This is a genomic window from Albimonas donghaensis (genome assembly GCF_900106695.1).
Classification (GTDB): Bacteria; Pseudomonadota; Alphaproteobacteria; order Rhodobacterales; family Rhodobacteraceae; genus Albimonas; species Albimonas donghaensis.
Map to the genome: position 1 here is coordinate 16,316 of NZ_FNMZ01000004.1, position 20,498 is coordinate 36,813.

13 protein-coding genes and 1 tRNA gene are annotated in these 20,498 nt (G+C 72.5%); 3 read left to right on the forward strand and 11 right to left on the reverse strand.

The annotated features are described in order from the left end of the window. Nucleotides 1–28 precede the first annotated feature (28 nt). Nucleotides 29–1,168 (reverse strand): type 2 periplasmic-binding domain-containing protein, encoded by a 1,140-nt coding sequence (locus BLV24_RS12235; protein ID WP_092682147.1) that lies wholly within the window; start codon nt 1,166–1,168, stop codon nt 29–31. Next, nucleotides 1,168–1,839 carry a flavin reductase family protein gene (locus BLV24_RS12240; RefSeq protein WP_092682149.1) on the reverse strand — a complete coding sequence of 224 codons (672 nt, stop codon included), beginning with the start codon at nt 1,837–1,839 and terminating at the stop codon, nt 1,168–1,170. Before BLV24_RS12240 ends, BLV24_RS12235 begins: the two co-directional genes overlap by 1 nt. A gap of 195 nt (nt 1,840–2,034) precedes the next feature. Here BLV24_RS12240 and BLV24_RS12245 point away from each other — a divergent pair, with 195 nt between their 5' ends. Both BLV24_RS12245 and BLV24_RS12250 read left to right on the forward strand, forming a co-directional pair. After that, entirely contained in the window at nt 2,035–2,925 is an 891-nt protein-coding gene (locus BLV24_RS12245; RefSeq protein WP_092682151.1) for an IclR family transcriptional regulator, read from the forward strand. Between the two features lie 22 nt (nt 2,926–2,947). Next, complete coding sequence (locus BLV24_RS12250) at nt 2,948–3,742, forward strand: enoyl-CoA hydratase/isomerase family protein (RefSeq protein WP_092682153.1); 795 nt, start codon at nt 2,948–2,950, stop codon at nt 3,740–3,742. A gap of 39 nt (nt 3,743–3,781) precedes the next feature. On the opposite strand, the gene BLV24_RS12255 is transcribed toward BLV24_RS12250, so the two are convergent. The 7 genes from BLV24_RS12255 to BLV24_RS12285 all read right to left on the reverse strand — a co-directional run bounded on the left by BLV24_RS12255 (nt 3,782) and on the right by BLV24_RS12285 (nt 16,804). Further along, on the reverse strand, nt 3,782–4,915 hold the full coding sequence (locus BLV24_RS12255) for an acyl-CoA dehydrogenase family protein (protein ID WP_092682155.1): 1,134 nt from the start codon (nt 4,913–4,915) through the stop codon (nt 3,782–3,784). 44 nt (nt 4,916–4,959) lie between these two features. After that, a complete protein-coding gene (locus tag BLV24_RS12260) occupies nt 4,960–6,516 on the reverse strand; it encodes a class I adenylate-forming enzyme family protein (protein ID WP_092682157.1) in 1,557 nt (518 codons plus the stop codon). Nucleotides 6,517–6,871: 355 nt separating this feature from the next. Beyond that, the gene (locus BLV24_RS12265; protein ID WP_092682159.1) at nt 6,872–12,250 is read right to left on the reverse strand and encodes a beta strand repeat-containing protein; all 5,379 of its coding nucleotides are present in this window, start codon (nt 12,248–12,250) and stop codon (nt 6,872–6,874) included. Further along, entirely contained in the window at nt 12,247–13,107 is an 861-nt protein-coding gene (locus BLV24_RS12270) for a sulfotransferase family protein (RefSeq protein WP_092682161.1), read from the reverse strand. Before BLV24_RS12270 ends, BLV24_RS12265 begins: the two co-directional genes overlap by 4 nt. Before the next feature lie 602 nt (nt 13,108–13,709). After that, a tRNA-Arg gene (locus BLV24_RS12275) sits at nt 13,710–13,786 on the reverse strand. A 134-nt stretch (nt 13,787–13,920) separates the two neighbouring features. Further along, nucleotides 13,921–15,006 (reverse strand): P1 family peptidase, encoded by a 1,086-nt coding sequence (locus tag BLV24_RS12280; RefSeq protein ID WP_092682163.1) that lies wholly within the window; start codon nt 15,004–15,006, stop codon nt 13,921–13,923. 202 nt (nt 15,007–15,208) lie between these two features. Further along, nucleotides 15,209–16,804 carry a sensor histidine kinase gene (locus BLV24_RS12285; protein WP_245710546.1) on the reverse strand — a complete coding sequence of 532 codons (1,596 nt, stop codon included), beginning with the start codon at nt 16,802–16,804 and terminating at the stop codon, nt 15,209–15,211. 255 nt (nt 16,805–17,059) lie between these two features. On the opposite strand from BLV24_RS12285, the gene BLV24_RS12290 reads away from it, so the two are divergent. Next, nucleotides 17,060–17,872, forward strand: a complete 813-nt coding sequence (locus BLV24_RS12290) for an FkbM family methyltransferase (RefSeq protein ID WP_092682165.1) — start codon at nt 17,060–17,062, stop codon at nt 17,870–17,872. A 152-nt stretch (nt 17,873–18,024) separates the two neighbouring features. Here BLV24_RS12290 and BLV24_RS12295 read toward each other — a convergent pair whose 3' ends face one another. Beyond that, nucleotides 18,025–19,458: a dihydrolipoyl dehydrogenase family protein gene (locus BLV24_RS12295; protein ID WP_092682167.1), complete on the reverse strand. Its 1,434-nt coding sequence runs from the start codon at nt 19,456–19,458 to the stop codon at nt 18,025–18,027. Further along, on the reverse strand, nt 19,455–20,324 hold the full coding sequence (locus BLV24_RS12300) for a TVP38/TMEM64 family protein (protein WP_092682169.1): 870 nt from the start codon (nt 20,322–20,324) through the stop codon (nt 19,455–19,457). Before BLV24_RS12300 ends, BLV24_RS12295 begins: the two co-directional genes overlap by 4 nt. Between the last annotated feature and the right edge of the window lie 174 nt (nt 20,325–20,498).

The following is a 20,498-nucleotide window of genomic DNA, read 5'->3' on the forward strand; positions in this document are numbered from 1 at the left end:
CGCGGCGACCGCCGCGCCCGAGGGGGGCTCAGTTCAGGCCGTAGGTCGCGTAGTCGACCTTCGCCAGGACCTCGGTCCACAGCAGATCGGCCAGGGCCGCCTGGTCGGTGGGGTCGAGCGGATCGGTCAGACCCTTCCACTTCGCCAGCAGCTCCTGGAACGTCGCGGCCTTGGCCTCGGCGTCCCGCACGCCGTACTGCTCGGAATAGAGCTGCACGATGGTGTCCACATCGGCGCGGGTGAAGGCGGCGGTCGCCTCGACCAGCGAGGCGTCGGGCTCGTGCACCTCGATCCCCATCTCGCGGGCCCTGGCCAGGTCGGTCCGCGCCTGGCGGACATAGGCGGTGGACATGAAGGCGGCCGTCTCGGCCATGCCGCGGGCCATCATCTCGCGCTGCTCGACGCTCAGGTCGGCCCAGTAGCCCAGGTTGAAATGGCCGATGCCCGTGCCCCCGAAGGTGCCGCCGGGAACCGCGAGGGTGATCCCCTTCACCACGTCGAAGAGCGAGAAGTTCGACATCTCGCCCACCGCGTTCACGGTGCAGTCGATCAGGCCCTGGTTCAGCCCGTCATACATCTCGTTGCCCGAGATCGAGGAGGCCGTGGCCCCCATCGCCTCGGTCCAGCGCCGGAACGTGTTGGTCGAGGAGCGCAGGACCTTGCCCGCGACGTCGTCCAGGGTCGTCAGCGGCTCGCGGCACAGCAGCGAGAACTGCGTGCCCGGCGCCGTGGCCAGATAGACCTGGTTCTGCGCCGCGATCTGCATGCGGCAGTCGGGGCAGTTGAAGATGATGTATTCCATCATCGCCCCGGCCATCGCCGCCGCGATCGAGGTCGGCTGGCCGTCGATATTGGCGGCCATCGACAGGTCGGCGGGGAAGTTCGCCTCCGAGAACTCGTTCTGGAAATAGGGCGTCAGCACCATCGACACGTCCGCCACGCCCGAGGTCAGCCCCGGAGAGGCCTGGCGCAGGTCGAGCAGCGTCAGGGCGAAGACCTCGGCCTCGATCTCCGAATTCGCCTCGACGTATTCGGCGAAGTGGTCGTAGGTCGCGCCGATGATCGACTGCGCCGGATAACCGTGGGCGATGCGCAGGCTCTGGGCGCCGGCGGGCGCGGCGGCGAGGCCTGCCGTCAGCGCGGCGGCGAGCGTAAGGGTCCGTTTCATCAATTCCTCCCGGGTAGGTCGTTCTTGTCCGCGCCGGCTTCGGCCGGCCGCAGGCTCCAGTCCGCCGGGTTCAGCCGGCGGAGCTGGAAGAGATCGGACGTGCGCGCGTACCAGCCCGGGTTGTGCAGGCGGGAGACGAGGGCGAGCGTGGCGGTGTCCACCCGCATCCGCTCGACGTCGAGCAGCGCGTCGCGGATATGCATCGCCACGATCTCGCCCAGCGCGATGCCCTGCGCCTCGCCCAGCGGGATCGCCTGGAACAGGCGGCATTCGAAGGCGACCGGCGCCGCGAGGATCCGCGGCGCGGCCACGAGATCGCCGGGCCGGGTCTCCAGCCCCGCCTGAAACAGCTCGTCGACCTCGGGGCCGAAATCCATCGCGGTGACGTTCATCGCCTCCAGCAACGGCTCGTCCACGAGGTGAACGATGAACGCCTGCGTCTCGAGGATGTTGGCCCAGCTGTCCTTCCCCGACGCGGGGCCGCGCGGCTCGAAGCCCAGCGCGAGCAGCGGCGGGGTCGATTGCAGGCAGTTGAAGAAGCTGAACGGCGCGGCGTTCGCCCGTCCCTGCCCGTCCAGGCTGGTGGCCAGCGCGATCGGCCGCGGCGTGACGGTCGCGGTCAGCAGCTTGTAGCGATCGCGCTCCGACAGGGTTTCGAAGTCCAGCCGCACGGCGGCGCCTCCCTGATGCGTTTCCTCTGGCGACCCGATTCCGGGCGTTTTGCGCAATCTAGTTTCGCTGGGCGAAACATGCAATAAACAAACGCGGCTGATTGCGGAGCCGTTCGCCGCGTCGCGCGGTCGGTGGCGAAATCCTTTCGGTTGGACGATGATGCCGTTCCAGCGACGGACCGAGGGAAGGACGCGATGACGAAGACTGGCAGACCGCAGCGCGGAGACGGCGCGGACGCCCCGCCCTCGCCCAAGCGCGAACGCAAGGCCTCGCGCTCGGCGATGCCTCTGATCTTCGACGACGACGACCTGTCCGAGGAGCTGAGCGCCGACCGCAAGTTCAACTGGTCGCTGGCGCGCGGGCTGGAGATCCTGCGCGCCTTCTCGGGGGGCAACGCCTCGCTGGGCAACGGCGAGCTGGCGGAGATCACCAAGCTGCCCAAGCCCACGATCTCGCGGCTGACCTACACGCTCAAGCAGCTGGGGTATCTCCAGCTCAACGCCCGCTCCGGCAAGTTCGAGCCGACGCCCGCGATCCTGGCGCTCGGCTACCCGGTGATGTCGACGATGAAGATCCGCATGATCGCGCGCGACTACCTCCAGCAGCTCGCCAACGAGGTCGGGCTGACGGTGGCCATCGGCGGGCGCGACCGGCTGGGCATGATCTACGTGGACGCCAGCCACCCCTCGACGATGATGACCCTGCGCCTGGACGTGGGCAGCCGGGTGGACATCGCCACCTCGGCCATGGGGCGGTCCTTCATGCACGGCATTTCCGCGCCGGAACGCGAGCTGCTGCTGGGCGTGATCGAGCAGCGCGCCGGCGACGACTGGCCGACGCTGCGCGACGCGATCCAGCGCAGCTTCGACGAGATCGACCGCCGCGGCTTCTGCATCGTGGACGGCGAGTTCCAGGAGGATATCCGCGGCGTCGGCGTGCCGCTGGTCGCCTCGGACGGCGGCGCGGTGCTGGCGCTGAACGCCGCCGGCCCCCGCTTCGCCGCCACGCTGGAGACGCTGGAGACCGTGGTCGGCCCCCGCCTTGTGCATCTGTCGCGCTCGGTCGCGCCGATGCTCAACCGCTGAAAAAACGAACCGGAGGAACCGCATGACCCCTGACCACGAGACGCCCGCCGGCGCCGTCCGCCGCACGCTGGAGAACGGGATCGGGACCCTGATCCTCGACAATCCCGCCGCGCGCAACGCCATGTCCGCGCCCCTGCAGGCCGACCTGATCGAAGGGCTCAAGGTGCTGGGCGCGGATCCGGAGTGCCGGGTGATCGTGATCGCGGGCGCCGGCGGCCATTTCTGCGCCGGCGGCGACGTGAAGGGCATGACCACGCTCGACGGCGACAACGCCTATGACAAGCTTCTGAAGATGCAGGAGATGGTCCGCGGCGTGGTCGAGGCGCCCAAGCCGGTGATCGCCGCGGTCGAGGGCGTGGCGGTGGGCGGGGGCATGGCGCTGGCCTCGGCCTGCGATTTCGTGGTGGCCGCGCGCGACGCCCGCTTCGCCTCGGCCTTCGTGAAGATCGGTCTGATGCCGGATCTGGGCGCGATGTGGACGCTGAGCATGCGCATGGGCCTGGGCCGGGCGCGGGCCTTCCTGATGTCGGGCGAGATCATGGGCGCCGGGGCCGCGCGCGACGCCGGCATGATCGAGGAGGTCGTCGAGCCGGGCCAGGCCCTGCCCCGCGCCCAGGAGATGGCCGCCGGTTTCGCCACCATGGCGACCCGGGCGCTGGCGCGCACCAAGTCCTACATGGCGCGGATGCCGATGGGCTTCGACGAGGCCCTGAAGCTTGAGGCGGACGCCCAGACCGCCTGCATCATCTCGGAGGATTTCGCGGAAGGCCGCGCCGCCTTCCTCGAAAAGCGGGCGCCGGTTTTCAAGGGGCGCTGAGCCCCCCGGGCCGGGGGCGCTCCGCAAGAAGCGCCCCCTTCAGAGCGACCGCCCAACGATCTCCAGCATCACCTCGCTGGCCCCGCCGGCGATCCGCTGGTAGCGGCTGTCGGCCCACAGGCGCGAGATCGGGTATTCCTTCATGTAGCCGTAGCCGCCGTGAAGCTGCAGGCAGATGTCGAGCACCCGGTCCTGCATCTCTGTGCCCCACAGCTTCGCCATCGCCCCTTCCTCGGGCGTCAGCTCCTTCGCGATCTGGGCGGCGAGGCAGCGGTCGACGAAGGCATGGCCGACCTCGATGTCCGTGGCGCAGCGGGCCAGCTGGAAGCGGGTGTTCTGCAGATCGAACAACGTGCCGCCGAAGGCCTGTCGCTGCTTGACGTGCTCCAGCGCCCAGGCCGTGGCGGCCTCGGCCACCGCGACGGTGTTGATGGCGATGATCAGCCGCTCCCAGGGCAGGTTCGCCATCAGCATGCCGAAGCCGCGCCCCTCCTCCCCCAGCAGGGCCGAGCCGGGCAGGCGCACGTCATCGAAGAACAGCTCCGCCGTGTCGGCGGCGTGGGTCCCGATCTTCTCCAGCTTGCGGCCCTTGCGGAAGCCCGGCAGCGAGGTGTCGACGAGGAACAGGCTGACGCCCCGCGCCCCGGCCGAGGGGTCGGTCTTGGCCGCCACCACCACCAGGTCGGCGGTCCAGCCGTTGGAGATGAAGGTCTTCTGCCCGTTCAGGACATAGCCGTTCCCGTCCCGCTTCGCGGTCGTGCGCAGCGCCTTCACGTCGGAGCCGCCCGAGGGCTCCGTCATCCCGATCGCCGCGATCGCCTCGCCCGTGGCCATCCGGGGCAGCCATTCCCGCTTCTGCGCCTCGGTCCCGTAATTCAGCAGGTAGGGCGCGATGATGTCCGAGTGCAGCGACCAGCCCGGACCGGTGAGGCCGAGGCGATACTGCTCCTCCAGCAGGATCGCGGCATAGCGCTCGTCGACGCCGGCGCCGCCGTATTCCTCCGGGATCAGGGTGCACAGCCAGCCCTGCCGGCCCATCTCCCGCCACGCCTCGCGTGAGACTTCGCCGGCCGCCTCCCACTCGGCGTTGCGCGGCAGGAACTCGGTCTCGAAACAGCGGCGGACGGTGTCGCGGAAGAATTCGTGCTCGGGCTCGAACAGGGTGCGGCGCATCGGGGGCTCCGGGGATTGAGGGGGGAGGGGTCGGATGCGCGGCCTCAGCCGGCGCCATGGCCTTCCCAGTAGGGGGCGCGCAGTTCGCGCTTGAGGATCTTGCCGGCCGAGCTCAGCGGCAGCGGCTCGGTCCGGATCTCGACCCGGCGGGGGCATTTGTAGGGGGCCAGACGCTCGCGGCAGAAGGCGATCACCGCCTGCCCGTCCACCTCCGCGCCCGGGCGCGGGACGATCAGGGCCAGCACCGTCTCGCCCCATTGCGGGTCCGGCGCGCCGATCACCGCGCATTCGGCGACGCCCGGGATCTCGGCGATCACGTTCTCGACCTCGATGGCGAAGACGTTCTCGCCCCCGGTCTTGATCATGTCCTTCAGCCGGCCCGCGAGGAACAGGAACCCGTCCTCGTCCAGCCAGCCCAGGTCGCCCGAATGCATCCAGCCCGCGCGCAGCGCCTCGGCCGTCTCCTGCGGGCGGTTCCAGTAGCCCTTCATCACGTTGGGGCCGCGGATCACGATCTCCCCGACCTCGCCCGCGGCGGCGCGCGAGCCGTCCTCGCGGCGCACCTCCACTTCGCACAGCAGCCCGGCCTGCCCGCAGGAGCGCCGCTTGGCGGCGTGCGGGCCTTCGGTCACCGCGTATTTCCCCGGCAGCATCGTGGCGATCGAGGAGACCTCGGTCATGCCGTAGCCGTGCACGAACCGCGCGTTGGGCAGCAGGCTCAGCGCGCGGCGAAGGGTCTCGTCCTCGATCGGGCTCGCGCCGTAGAGGACCTTGCGCAGGCTCGACAGGTCGCGCGTCCGCGCGTCGGGGTGGTCGAGCAGCATCTTGATCATCGTCGGCACGAACTGGGCGTGGGTCACGCCGCAGGTCTCGATCCGGTCGAGGCAGGCGGCGGAATCGAAGCGCGGCACATAGGCATGCGCGCCCCCCATCATCGTCACCGCGAAAGTCGAGGTCCCGTCGGCCAGATGAAACATCGGGGCCGAATGCAGGTAGATCGAGTCCTGCGTGAACTGCAGCGAGGCCAGCGCGTTGATCGCGTTGGCGCAGAGATTGTCGTGGCTGAGCATCACGCCCTTGGAGGCGCTGGTCGTCCCCGCCGTGTAGTAGAGGCCCGCCAGATCCTCGCCTCCCCGCTCCGCATCCGCGACGGGTTCGGCGAACGCGGCCAGGTCCTTGTAGGGGACCAGGTCCGCGCCGCGGTCGTCGGCCGCGCCGATCAGCACCGTGCGCGCCCAGGCGGCGGGCCGCGGGGTCATCCGCCGGGCCAGGGCCAGGCCTTCGGCGTCGGCGATCAGCACGCCCACGCCGGCGTCCTCCATCAGGAAGGACAGCTCCATCGGCGTCAGCCGCCAGTTCATCGGCACGGCCACGGCCCCGCACCAGGGCACGGCGAAGAGCGTTTCGAGATAGGCTTCGCCATTGAAGGCCAGGATGCCCACCCGGTCCCCCGGCGCGATCCCGAGCGAGCGCAATCCCCCCGCCAGGCGGGCGACCCTCTCGATCGCCTCCCGATAGGATCGCCGCCCCTCGCCCGAGACGCGGATCGCGCCCCCCGGGTTCGTCGCGGCCGCACGTTTCAGGCCATGCGTCAGTTGCATGCGCGCTCCTCCCCGAGGCGTCCGTCCGACCTCCCGCAGCCGATCCGCAGCGGAAGGGTCATGGTCAAAGGCGGCATAGCAGTTTCGCCTGGCAAAACTCAAGAACGCATTGCCGCCCCAGCCGCGCGGGCGCCGACGCACGCATCGAGACCAGACGGGAGCCCCCTGTGGGAGTTCTTCGGCAAGAAGCGGGGTTTTGCTGACCTGCCCTGGGCGTCGGCAGGCGCCGGGCGAAGGCAGGAGAACGTCCGGCGACACGCCCCTCCCCTTCCGGCATTCTCAGCCGGGGGACCGGGCCGCGCCGTCACGGCCGCCAGCCTGCGTCCGGCCCGGGGACCGGACGCAGGCGACATGCTCACATCAGCGCGTCGGGCGCGGTCACGGTAAAGGTCGCGACCGCCGTGTCGGTGCCGCCGAAGCCGTCCGAGATGGCGTAGGAGAACGAGGTCTCGGCGCTTTCGCCCGGCGCGAGCCCGTCGAAATCCCCGTCCGCCACGAACCAGAACCGTCCGTCGGACAGCAGCCGCACCGCGCCGCCATCCGCGAGGTCCACCCGCTCGCCCACATTGGCGGCGGATCCCTCGAAGCTCGACACCGTGATCGCCTGGCCATCCGGATCGCCATCGGCGCCGAAGCCGTTGTCGTCGAACACGGATCGGGCGTAGACCGCCGAAGGATTCGTCGCGAAGGCGTCGTCCTGGGCCACCGGCGGCGCGTTCGGCGCGGTCACGGTAAAGGTCGCGACCGCCGTGTCGGTGCCGCCGAAGCCGTCCGAGATGGCGTAGGAGAACGAGGTCTCGGCGCTTTCGCCCGGCGCGAGCCCGTCGAAGTCCCCGTCCGCCACGAACCAGAACCGTCCGTCGGACAGCAGCCGCACCGCGCCGCCATCCGCGAGGTCCACCCGCTCGCCCACATTGGCGGCGGATCCCTCGAAGCTCGACACCGTGATCGCCTGGCCATCCGGATCGCCATCGGCGCCGAAGCCGTTGTCGTCGAACACGGATCGGGCGTAGACCGCCGAAGGATTCGTCGCGAAGGCGTCGTCCTGGGCCACCGGCGGCGCGTTCGGCGCGGTCACCGTGAAGGTCGCGACCGCCGTGTCCGTGCCCCCGAAGCCGTCCGAGATGGCGTAGGAGAACGAGGTCTCGGCGCTTTCGCCCGGCGCGAGCCCGTCGAAATCCCCGTCCGCCACGAACCAGAAGCGTCCGTCAGCCAGCAGCCGCACCGCGCCGCCATCCGCGAGGTCCACGCGCTCGCCCACGTTCGCGGAGGCCCCCTCGAAGCTCGAAACCGTGATCGCCTGGCCGTCCGGATCGCCGTCGGCGCCGAAGCCGTTGTCGTCGAATACGGAGCGGGCGTAGACCGCCGAAGGGTTCGTCGCGAAGGCGTCGTCCCGGGCCACCGGCGGCGCGTTCGGCGCGGTCACGGTGAAGGTCGCGACCGCCGTGTCGGTGCCGCCGAAGCCGTCCGAGATGGCGTAGGAGAACGAGGTCTCCGCGCTTTCGCCCGGCGCGAGCCCGTCGAAATCCCCGTCCGCCACGAACCAGAACTGTCCGTCAGCCAGCAGCCGCACCGCGCCGCCATCCGCGAGGTCCACCCGCTCGCCCACATTGGCGGCGGATCCCTCGAAACTCGACACCGTGATCGCCTGGCCATCCGGATCGCCATCGGCGCCGAAGCCGTTGTCGTCGAACACGGAGCGGGCGTAGACCGCCGAAGGATTCGTCGCGAAGGCGTCGTCATGGGCCACCGGCGGCGCGTTCGGCGACGTCACGGTCAAGCTCACCTGCGCCGCATCGCTCAGTCCCAGCGCGTTGACCAGCGTGTAGGTGAAGCTCACCGTCCGGCTTTCGCCGCTGGCGAGGTCGTCGAAATCGCCGTCCCGCGCGAACCAGAACTGGCCGTCGGCGTTCACCCGCACGCGCCCGCCTTCGGCCAGGTCGAAGCTGACGCCGACGCGGGACGCCTCGCCGTCGACGGCCGAGACTACGGTCGCGAGGCCGCGATCCAGGTCCGGCCCCAGCCCCCCGTCCGCCATCACGTTCTTCGAGAAGACGCCCCCCGTCACGCCCAGCGCATAGGCGTCGTCCACCGCGTCCGGCGTCGCCACCACCGCCGCGGCGCCCAGATCGGGCGCCCCGCTGCGGATCGCGACCCCGTTGGCCGCGATGGGCAGCGGCTCGCCGAAATCGAAATCGTCGTCCACGTCGTTGATGTCCAGCGGCAGGACCCCCGGATCGCCGCTGGCGAGCGCCGGGTTGGACGCGTCGAGCCTCAGCGCCGCGGTCCGCACCGACCCGCCGTTCGCGGCCAGCGTCGGCGCGCCGTCCGGCTCGATCCCCGCGAACACGTCCGCCAGCGTCCGGGGCCCGTCGGCCAGCACCGTCACCGTTCCCGGCGTGTTCAGCGTCCCGCCCGTGGCGTCGGCCGCGGCCCCCAGGATGACCCCGCCCGCCAGCGTCGCGACGCCGGCGCCGTTCACCGAAAGGTCCTGGTCCGCCGAGGAGAAGGCGAGGTTCCCCGCCAGGATCGAGTTGCCGATCGTCAGCCCGCCGGAGTCGCCGTCGACCTGAACGCCTCCATAAGCGCTGCTCGCGACATTGCCGGTGATCGTGCTTTGCGTGATCGAGCCCTCGGTTCTGAAGAACCAGGCCCCGCCGCGCTGAAAACCGGCGGTGTTGTCGGCGAGGGTGAGGTTGGCCAGCGCCACGTTGCTGTCGAAGATCGCGATCCCCCCGCCCGCGTTGCTCGCCATGTTCTGCGCGACGGTGACGGAGCCCATGGCGAGCGTCGAGTTCCAGACCGCCATGCCGCCGCCATAGCCGGCGGCGTTGCCGCGGAACTCCGTGTTGGCGACGCGCAGGTCGCCGGCGAAGGCGTAGAGACCCCCGCCGAAACCGCTCGCGTTGCCTTCGATCACGCTGTCGCGCAGGTCGAGCGAGGCGTTGTTCACCAAGATCCCGCCGCCATTTGCGAAACCGGCGTCGCCGCCGGTCACCACAAGGCCGCTCAGCGTGGCCGACCCGCCCGAAGTCACCGACATCACCCGGCTCAGCCCCTGCCCGTCCAGGGTCACGTCGGCGGTGCCGTCGCCGTCGATATCGCCGTCGATGCCGACATCGCCGGTGATCCCGATCTCTCCGCCCGCCAGCAGCAGCCTCGGCGCGCCGACCCCGGCCCCGGAATCGAGCGACGCGTCGAAGGTGATCAGCCCGCCCGTCGCCGCGGCGTTCGCCACCGCCACCGCTTCGCGCAGGGAGACGAGGCCGTCGTTCTCGTCCACCACATCCTCGACCGTGGTGACGATCAGCGCCGCCGGGTCGAGCGGGGACGGGTCGAGCGGCGCCGCTTCCAGCGCGCCGACATCGGTCTGGTTCCAGTCCCGCGCGGCGCCGGCGGCGTCCTGCGACAGGCGCTCGCTCACGTCGCCGTCCCCGTCGAGGTCCAGCGCGTCGTCCGCCACAAGGCCCGGGTCGGTCACCGCGCCGCCGAGCGCGGGATTGTCGGCCGAGAGCTTCAGGGCGACGGTGCGCCCGAAGCCGCCATTGTCGGCCGCGAGCCCGCCGCCGGTCGCGCCGTCGATCTGCGCGAACAGGTCCGCCGCCGGGGCCACGGTCGCCACGGGCGCGGGCGCCCCGTTCTGCAGTTCGGCAGCCGTTCCCAGGATCAGCCCGCCGCCGCTGGCGAGGTCTTCCAGGAGATAAGCGTCATTGCCCGCACCCGCGTCATTGCCCGCGAAAATCGAATTGGTCGCGGTCATGGTCGCGCCGTCGCCGACATAGAGCCCGCCGCCCAGGTTGGCGGCGTAATTTCCGGTGACGGTGGAGGACTGGACGACGACCGTGCCCCGATAGGCGTCGATGCCGCCCCCGGAACCGTGGGCGTGATTTCCATGCACCACGCCGTTGACCAGCACCAGGGACGCGGCCGGGTCCTCCATCTCGATTCCGCCGCCAAAGATCGCGCTGTTTTCGGCGATCTCCGCGTTGACGAGGGTGGCGTCGCCCGTGACGTTGATCCCGCCGCCTTCCGAGCCGGCGGTGTTGCCCTTCAACACAAGATCCCGCCCGCGGAGCGTCGAGCCGGCCCCGAGCGCGATGCCGCCGCCGTCCGAGGACGCGATGTTGTCCGAGATGATCGCGCGCGACAGCATCAGGGTCGACTCGCCGTCGATCAGCAGCCCGCCGCCGCTGATGGCATCGCCATCGGTGAAGTTCACCCCGTTGATGGTCGCGTCGGCGCCGCCGGTCACCTGCATCACGCGGCTGAGCCCGCCGGCGTCGAGCGTGACGTCGCCGTTCCCGTCGCCGTCCCGGTCGCCCTCGATGATGACATCGCCGGCGATCTCCAGCTGCGTCCCGTCCAGCGCGATGGTCCCGCCCATGGCGAAGGTGATCCGCCCGCCGGCGACGCCCGTGGCCTCGACCAGCGCGATGGCCTCGCGCAGCGACAGCAGGCCGTCATCGGCGTCGACCACGTCCAGAAGCGTGGTGACCATGGCGCTCGCCGGATCCGAGGTGGATTCGTGGGCGCCGATGTCGAAGATCGCCCCGCGCTCGACCATGCGGGCGTCGACGGGCATCGTCTCGTCCGTCGTCCCGTCGCCGTCGAGATCCTGCGCGTCGCGCCCGACCGACCCGTCCGCCCCGCCCAGCGCGGGATTGTCCACGCTCAGCGCCAGGGCCGCGCTGCGCACCGGACCGCCGTTGTCCTCGACCCGCCCGCCGCCGGTCCCGGCGTCGACCTCCGCGAACAGATCGGCGAGGGTCAGCCCCTCGTCATCCAACACCGTCACCTTGTCGGCCGGCGCCGCGAAGGCCCCGGACGGGGTGCGCGCCTGCGTGCCCAGGATCACGCCCCCCGCGAAGTCGAGATCCTGCCCCGCGAGGAACATGTCGTGGCCCGTGATGACCGAAGCCGCCGCGTTGCCCGCGAAGATGCTGTTGGCGACCGAGGACTGGTGGTCGGAGGACACGAACATGTAGATCGCGCCGCCGCGCCCCCCGGCGGTGTTGCCGGTGAAGGTCGAGGAGACGACGCTCAGCGCCCCGTTCCACGCATCGACCCCGGCGCCGCCATTGACCGCGGAATTGCCATGGACGGTGACGTTGACCAGCGACAGCGCCCCGCCCCCGTCGAGGTCCACCCCTCCGCCCCATTTGCCGGCCGAGTTGCCGCCGATCTCGGAATTGAGGAAGGTCGCGTCGCCGTTCACGATCAGCCCGCCGCCGTAGAGGCCGGTGGCGTTGTCGATCACCGCGGTGTCGCGGGCGGTCAGCGTCGCGCCCGAGGCGACGTGAATGCCCCCCGCGCCGCCGCTGGCCGTGTTGTCGCCCACGGTCACGCCGGTCAGCGCGGCCGAGCCGCCCGATTGCAGTTCCAGCCCGCCGCCCTTGCCGGTGACGGCGCCGTTGATCAGCGACAGGCCGGACAGGATCGCGTGCCCGCCGGTGACCTGCATCACCCGGCTCGCGCCCTGCGCGTCGATGGTCAGGTCGGCGGCGATCGACATGTTCGCGGCAAGGCTGAGCTGCCCCTGGGAGAGCAGCAGCACGCCGCCCGCCAGGGCCGCGTCGAGCTCGATCCCGGGTCCGTCGCCCGCCGCGTGGAGGCCGGTATTGGCCAGCCCGATCGCCTCGCGCAGCGACAGCCCTCCGCCGTCCGCCATTTCCTCCGCAAGCGTGCCGTTGTCGAAAAGCTCGTCGTCCAGGGTGTCGACGGTGAACGTGGTCATGCTGTCGGTCTCTCCGTGAGGGCCGGCGAAGATGCCGCGGCGTGCTGGTCGGGAATGATCCGGAAGGCGCGGCTGTCGCTGAGGTCGTTCCAGAACGCCATGCCGGAGAAGCGCTTGAAGAGATCGGGCGGCAGGATCGTCCGGCGCGGCCGCGGGGCCACCACCGGATGCACCCGATGCAGCCCGTCGAGCCCGAGCTGCGCGTCGTAGGCCGGCGCGTCGTATTCGACCGCGGCGAAGTCATGCGCGAAGGCGGGCTCGCCGAGGAATTCGTAGAGCAGGCCCATCACCTCGGCCGGACGCCGGGTCAGCAGATCGTAGTCGACCAGCACCAGGCGGTCGGCATGCTCGCCGTAGCAGGCCTCGCGCAGCGCGTGCCAGGCGTAGCCGACGAGCCGGTTGGCGGAGGCCAGCGCCTCCAGCCGCGTATAGACGGTGGCGCGCTCGGCCGGCGTGTTGAACAGGCGGGTGTTCTCGAAGGCGTTGGCGCGCCATTGCCGCTCGAGGCTGTCCATGACCCAGGCCACGTCGCGCACGCAGCAGATCAGCCGGGCGTCGGGGAACAGCCGGAGCAGCGCCGGAAGCTGCGCGGTCCAGGCCCGGTTGGTGTCGAAGATCACCGGCTGCTCGCGGTCGGCGTAATAGCTCTCGAACAGTCCCCGCAGCAGGCGCGCGCGCTGCTCGGCGTCGACCATGGCCGAGAGCTCCGTCCCCGCCGAGACCTGCGCGATCACGCTTTCGAACAGCGTCGCCACGGGCGAGGACATGCCGGCATGGAAGCGCGGATTCTGGCGCAGCAGCGCGCCAAGCAGCGTCGAGCCGGAGCGCGGCAGGCCGGCGAGAAAATGAAAGGTCATCCTGCGCCCGGACCGCACGGCCAGGACCGCCCGGCGGCGCGTGCGCGGGGAACGCGCGGAGCCTTTCCGGCGGCCGTCATCTCCCGCCTTTCAAGGCCGTCGCCGGCGCCTGGAACGGACCCGAACGGCAATATCTGCAGGCTATATTCATAAAACGCATCCTATCGCTCCCCTGGTCGGATTGATAGCGCGACGCAGCGCGCCGCGGAAGAACGCGTGCCCGAAACCCGCGGTCCGGTCCCGCGGTCCTCACCCGCGCCGACGCGGCCGACATGACCGCCATGCGCGGTCGCGGCGCGCCGGCGGCCCGGTCAGGGCGGAGGTTTCGGAAAAGCGGGCGATGCTTCGAGACGGACGCCCTGCGCCGAGCATGGCCCCGGCGCTCACCCTGTGGGAGATCGGGCCGCGCCTCGTGGAAGACCGGCCGCCGCGTCTTCCGCCTGCTGTAGGATGTGGAGGCCGTCATCGCCGGGAGCCGACGGGTTGGCGCCGCCGGAGGCTGGGCCAAGCCGTCGCCGCGAAAGAGCGCGAACGGGAACACCCGCGGAACATCTGCGGCGCAGAGTGTTCCTCGGGCGATTCTCGTAAGTCATTGAGATTAATGGCGCACCGGGGAGGATTCGAACCCCCGACCCCCAGATTCGTAGTCTGGTGCTCTATCCAGCTGAGCTACCGGTGCAGGGCGCTGCGGGCTCTGCCGCGGCGCGTGGCGGTGTGTAGCGAGCGGGCGGGGGGGATGCAAGAGGGGAATTTCACTCAAGGCGTCGCGACCTTGCGGCGCCCCCGCACGTCCCGCCGACAGCCCCCGCGAACTTACGCTAGGTCACGCCAGGCCGGGCGCTCTCCGGGCGCGGACGTCGCCTCGAAGGCTCCCCGCGCCACCGCCCGCGCCACGCAGTCCGCCGCCGCCGCGCCCAGCGCCGCAAGCGCCCGCAGGCGTCCCCTGCCCTCGCCCAGCGCCGCCCGCCCGGTGGCCAGGCCGAAAACCGTGTCCCCGTCCATCGGCGAATGCGACGGCCGGATCGCGCGGGCGTAGCCGTCCTGCCCCATCATCGCGAGCCGCAGGCACTCGGCGGTGCCCAGGTCCGCGTCCGTCGCCACCACGCCGATCGCCGTCGCGGCCCCCGGCGGCGGCGGCGGGCCGGCGAAACGGCTCTCGGCGGGGAACGGCTCGGCCGAGGGGCGCCAGTCCGGCCCCGGGCGGAGGCCGCCGAACTCGGGGCGGCCGTCGATCTCCTGCTCGAAAGGCCAGGCCCAGAAGGCGCGCGAGCCCGGCATGGTCACCGCGCCCACCGGGTTGACCGCCACCAGCGCCGCCACGGTCAGCGGCCCGCCATCCGCGGCCATCCCCGGCAGCACCATGGAGGCCGAGCCCAGCCCCCCCTTCAGCGCCCCCGCATTGGCCCCGCGCCCCGCCCCGACCGAGCCGAGGGCGAAGCGCCCGCCGGACCCGGCATCGGCCGCCGCCAGCGCGGCGCGGGCGAGCCGGGGATGAGGGGGACCGCCCTCCGCGGCGAAGGCGGCGCGGGAATGGGGGCCGAGGTCATAGAGGATCGCCGCCGGCACGATCGGCACCGGCGGATGCTCGGGATGCACGGCGAGCCCCCGCCCCGAGGCCGAGAGCGCCGCCGCCACCGCGTCCGCCGCCCCGAGCCCCAGCGCCGACCCGCCCGAGAGCACAAGCGCATGGACCCCGCCGACCTGGTTCTCGGGGGCGAGCGCCTCGGTCTCTCGGGTGCCGGGGCCGCCGCCGCGCACATCGACCGCGGCGCGGGCGAAGGCGTCGGGCAGGATGAGCGTGACGCCGGTGCGGGCGGTCTCGTCCTGGGCGTTGCCGACCGAGAGGCCGGCGACGTCGGTCAGCAGGTTGAGCGGGCCGGGCGCGGGGCGGTCGGTCATGCGAGGTCTCCGGATCGTGTCAGGCGCAAGGCGGGCGGGATCGCGCGCCGGGGGTAGGCAGGGCCGGCCAGGGCGGCAGGGGACCGGAAATCGCCGCGGAGACAGGCCCCGACCCGCGGCGGGCGGCGGGGCCGCGGCGATACCGCGGACGGGCCGATACTGCGGAGGGGGCGATACTGCGGACGGGCCGATGCGGAGGGGGTCACGTCTCGTCCCGCTTGCCGGCGCCCGACGCGGCGCCGGGGCGGCGGACGAAGGCGCGGATCACGCCGCCGGCGCCCGGGCCCGCCTCCGACCCCGCGTCCCGGTCCGGCGCGGCGGGGGAAGGCTCGCGCTCCTGCCCGGCCGTCGGCGCGGGCGCGCCATCGCCCGCGGACGGAGGGTTGAAGACCGCGCCGACGGCGGGCAGCGACAGGCGGAACCACGCGCCCTCGGTGGTGGAGCCCGCCAGTTCGACCGAACCGCCATGGCTGCGCGCCAGCTCCGCCGCGATGGCGAGGCCCAGTCCCGCCCCGCCCCGGGTCTGCCCGCCCTTGAACGGGGTGAACAGATGGGCGCGGGCCTTCTCCGGCAGGCCGGGCCCCTGGTCGGTGACGTCGATCACCACCCGCTCGCCCTCCAGCCGGGCGGCGATGCGCACCTCGCCGCCCCGCCCCGCGGTCTCCATCGCCTGGCGGGCGTTGCGGGCGAGGTTCACGAGGATCCGGTGCAGCTGATCCGGGTCGGCCGGGGCCGCCAGCCCCTCCGGCGCGGCGTTGACGAAGCGCACCTCCCCCGGCCCCGCGGCGCCGGGTTCGAGCCGGTCGGGGAACACGCTCTCCCCCACTTCCTCGACCAGCGCGCGCAGGGCGGTCATGCGGATCACCGGCGCCGGCTCCTCGGCCTTGCCGTAGTCCAGCGTCGAGGCGCAGAGCGTCGCCGCCCGGTCCAGCGCCCGTATGATCTTGGGCCCGACCCGCGCCACGCCCGCATCCGCCGAGCCCTCCAGCCGGTCGGCCAGCAGCTGCGCCGTGGCCAGCATGTTGCGCAGGTCGTGGCTGACCTTGGCCAGCGCGGCCCCCATCGCCGCCAGCCGGGCGCGCTGACGCAGGGCGGCGCGCAGCTCGGTCTCCAGCCGGGCGAGCGTGGCCTCGGCCTCGGCGATCTCGGTGATCGAGGAGGCGGGGCGGATGACGCGGGAGCCGTCCTCGGGGTCCTCGGCGAAGGCGCGCATGTTGTCGATGACCCGGGTCATCGGGCGCACCAGGAAGCGGCGCAGGGCGAGCGCGATCAGCACGCCCGTCACCGCCGAGATCACCAGCGACAGCAGCAGCACCCGCAGCGCGTAATCGGCCATGGCCCGGCGCAGCTGGCTTTCGCGCATCGTCGCCTCGATCGCCACGCCGCCGCCATGCACCGGCATCCCGATCACCCGGATCACCCGGCCGCGGGGGGCGAGAAACGTCGCGAAGGCGTCGCGGATCAGGCCCAGCGCGCCGGCGTCGCGCAGGTCGAAGGTGGCGTTCACCGTCAGCGCCGGGGCCGGCAGCGCCAGGATCAGCTCCCGCGCCTCGTCCCGCCGCAGCACGATGTTGAGCACCTCGGAGGTCTTGAGCAGCTCCGTCTCCAGCTCCGGCGTCACCATGTCGTCGGGCGTGGCGAGCAGGGCCAGCGAGGCGATCTGGGCGCGCTCCAGGCGCTCGGTCAGCCAGGCTTCGCGGAAGCGGGCGACCGAGGGCACGAAGATCAGCACTTCGGTGATCATCACGAAGACCACGGTCAGCGCGAGCAGGCGGCCCGAGAGGCTTCGGAACAGCATGAGGCGGGGTCCCCGCGGCCGGTTCGACGGACGCGCCTCCGGCGGGGCGGCGGCCGGCGGCGAGGGGTTCGGGCGTCAGCCCTTCAGTCACCCGGCCGGTCGCGTCCCGCGTCGCGCGCGATTGCCGCGATCCTAGTCCTGCGGTAGGACGCGCGCCAGTGGCCGTGCGCCCCGACGCGTCGCGCAGGAGCGACGCGCGAAACGCTGGCCGTCCTGCGCGCGCCTTTCGGCCGCGCCATTGGGAGGGGTCGAGCGATGCCCAGCACCGTGATGCAAGCGACACTGGCCGGGAAGACCCTGCGGGTGGCCGCGCGTTCGGAGGCCGAGCGTGAGTTCTGGGAGGCCCTCGCCCCCGGCGCCGCCGGCGGGTGGGAGGACGAGACCCTGGCCTGGGTCGCCGCCCGCGCCCGCCCGGGCACCGTCTTCGTCGATATCGGCGCCTGGATCGGGCCGGTCGGCCTGCTCGCCGCCCGGCTGGGCGCGCGGGTGGTGGCGCTGGAGCCCGATCCGGTGGCCCGCGCCTCGCTCGAGGAGAACTTCGCGCTCAACGGCCTGCGGGCGGAGGTGATTCCGGCCGCCCTTCATGCCGATGGCGACGGGCTGACGCTCTATGGCGGGCGCAAGGGGCTGGGGGCCTCGATGACCTCGGCGCTGGGGGTGCATCGGGGGGAGCCGGTGCATGTCTCCACCGTGACGCCGGCGGAGGTCGCGGACCGGGCCGGGCCGGGTCCGGCGCTGATGAAGGTGGATATCGAGGGGCACGAATACGCGCTGGGCGCCGAACTGGCCGCGCTGCGCGCGCGGCTGGGGAGCCTTCGGCCCGAAACCGGCGCCGCGCTGCACCTGTCGCTGCATCCCCGCCAGCTCTGGAAGAAGTATCGGCGGGACTGGAAGCTCTTCGCCCGGCGCAAGTCCTTCGAGGCGACGCGCGCGCTCCTGGCCGGTTTCGGCGAGGCGCCCATGCGGGTCTCGGGCGAGACCGAGCCGCTGACGCAGGAGCGCCTGCGCGCCCGCTTCGGCCCGGTCTACGCCAACAACCGCAATTTCGCGGTGGAGATCGGGGACTGACCCGCGCCGCCCTCATGGCCCGAAGCGCGCCCCGTCCCGCCCGAGACGTCGCCGCCGGCGCCCCCCGCGCCCGCGCGCCGCGGCGGAACGCGACGGCCGGGCGCGACTTTCGGCGGCGCGCCCGGCCGAAAGGCCGCCTCTCCTATCCCATCCTATCCCAGTCGGGCCAGCAGCCGCACCACGCGCCTGACCATCGGGCTCTCGAACAGCCGGGGTGAGAAATGTTGGCCGGCGGCGCGTTTGGACAGCTCCCCCAGCGTCGGATAGGGCGCGATCATCCCGGCCACGGCGCCCAGCTTCATCTTCGCCCCGATGGCGAGCGTCCAAAGCCCGATCAGCTCTCCCGCCTGGGCGCCCACGATGCCCGCCCCGACGGGCCGCCCCTTCACCACCAGCAGCTTCAGAAGCCCCGCCGTCGCCCCCTCCGCCACCGCCCGGTCGGAGCCGGCGAAGGGCACGCGGATCACTTCCAGCCGGTCGCCATGGGTCGCGCGGGCCTCGGCCTCGGTCGGGCCGACGCGGGCGAGCTCGGGGTCGGTGTAGACCGCCATCGGCATGGCGCGGGTCTCCGCCGTGACCGGCAGCCGGAACAGGGCCGAGCGGATCACCAGCCCCGCCTGCCAGCCCGCCGAATGGGTGAAGGCCGGCAGCCCCGCCGCGGCGTCGCCGATGGCGTAGACCCGGCGGTTGGTCGTGCGCAGGCCCGCGTCCACCTTCACCCCGGCCCGGTCGGCCGCGATCCCCGCCGCTTCGAGGTTCAGGCCCGAGACATCCGGCGCCCGCCCCGTGGCCACCAGCAGATGCGAGCCGGTCCAGGACCGCCCGTCCTCCACCGCCAGCCGCACGCCGCCCGAAGGCGCGGGACCGGCGCCGACCGAGGCCGCGCGGGCGCCCTCCACGATCTCGATCCCCTCGGCGCGCAGCGCGTCCAGCGCGATGGCGGCGAGCTCCGGGTCCTCGCGCCCCAGCGCCCGGTCGGCCTCGATCACCGTCACCTCGCAGCCCAGCCGGCGATGCGCCTGCGCCATCTCCAGCCCGATCGCCCCGCCGCCGAGGATCAGAAGCCGGGACGGCGCCTCGCGCAGCCCGAAAATCGTCTCGGAGGTCAGGTGCGGCGTCTCCGCCAGCCCAGGGATCGGCGGGATCGCGGGCTTGGCCCCGGTGGCGATCACGAAGCGCCGGGCGCGGATGCGGGTTCCGTCGGCGGAAACCTCGTCGGGCCCCTCGAACCGCGCGAAGGCCTTGAGGACGGTGACGCCGAGCCCCTCGAACCGCTCCACCGAGTCATGCGGCGCGATGGCGGCGATGGCGGCCGCCACATGGTCCTTGGCCGCGGCGAAGTCGACCGCGACCGGCCCCGCCGTCACCCCGAAGCGCGCGCCCGCGGCGGCGTGATGCGCCGCCTTGCCCGCCGCCAGCAGCGCCTTGGAGGGCACGCAGCCGGTGTTGAGGCAGTCGCCCCCCATCTCGCCGGCCTCGATCAGCACCACCGACGCGCCCATCTGCACCGCGCCCGAGGCCACCGACAACCCGCCCGAGCCCGCGCCGATCACGCACAGGTCGGGGGTCAGGATCCGTTCGCTCATGCCTTGGTCTCCGTTTCGGGTTGGGGCGCGGGTTGGGGCGCGTCTTCCAGCGCCGCGGCGGTCTGCGGGCGCAGGGCGCGCAGGATCATCGGCAGGGCGGCCAGCAGGCTCAGCCCCGCCAGCGGACCGAGGATCGGCCAGGTGAAGATGATGCCGAGTTCCGGCGCCTCGCCCCGGTCGAAGACCTCGCCCAGCCCGGCGCCCACCCAGGTGTAGACCGCCGTGCCCGGCAGAATGCCCACGAAGGTCGTCCACATGTAGGTCCGCAGCCGCACGCCCAGGAAGGCGGGGGCGAGATTGGCGAGGAAGAACGGCACCGCCGGCACCAGCCGCATGATCAGCAGGACCGAGATCTGGTTGGTCTCCGCCCCCCGCCGCAGGCGCGCCATGAAGCCGCCGCGCCCCTTCAGCTTCGCCTCCAGCCGCGCCCCGAAAGCGGAGCGGGCGGCGAGGAAGATCGCCGTCGCCCCCAGCGTGGCCGCGACCGCGGTCAGCGCGGCGCCGGTGAAGAGCCCGAACAGGAAGCCTCCGGTCAGGGTCAGGATCAGGGCGCCGGGCAGCGACACCGCGACGGCGGCGGCGTAGATCGCGATATAGACGAGGCCGGCGCGCAGGGGGGCCGCGTCGCGCCAGGCGATCAGCGCCTCGCGGTTGTCGGCCAGCGCCTGGAAGGACAGCCGGTCGCCCAGGCCCCACCACGCCGCCACGGCCGCGAGCAGCAGGCCGGCCGGAGCCGCCCAGCGCCGCCAGGCGGGGGCGGCGCGGGCGGCGGGGGCCGAGGCGGACGGCGGGCTCTCCGGCGCCGGCTCGGGCCGGGGAGCGCCGGGCGCTTCGGCGAGGGGGGCGCGGGTCGGGGCGCTGGGCATTTGGGGCTCCTCGGGCTTACGGAACGGGGCGCGGGGGGGCGGGACGTGCGGGCAGGACGGTGGGGCGGGCCGGGAATCGGCCCGGAATCGGTCTCGGTCAGGACCGCGCGCTGCGGCTCTGGGGTGGATATGCCGCCTCGCTCCGCGGCGCGGATAGGGGTCTCACGGCGCGTT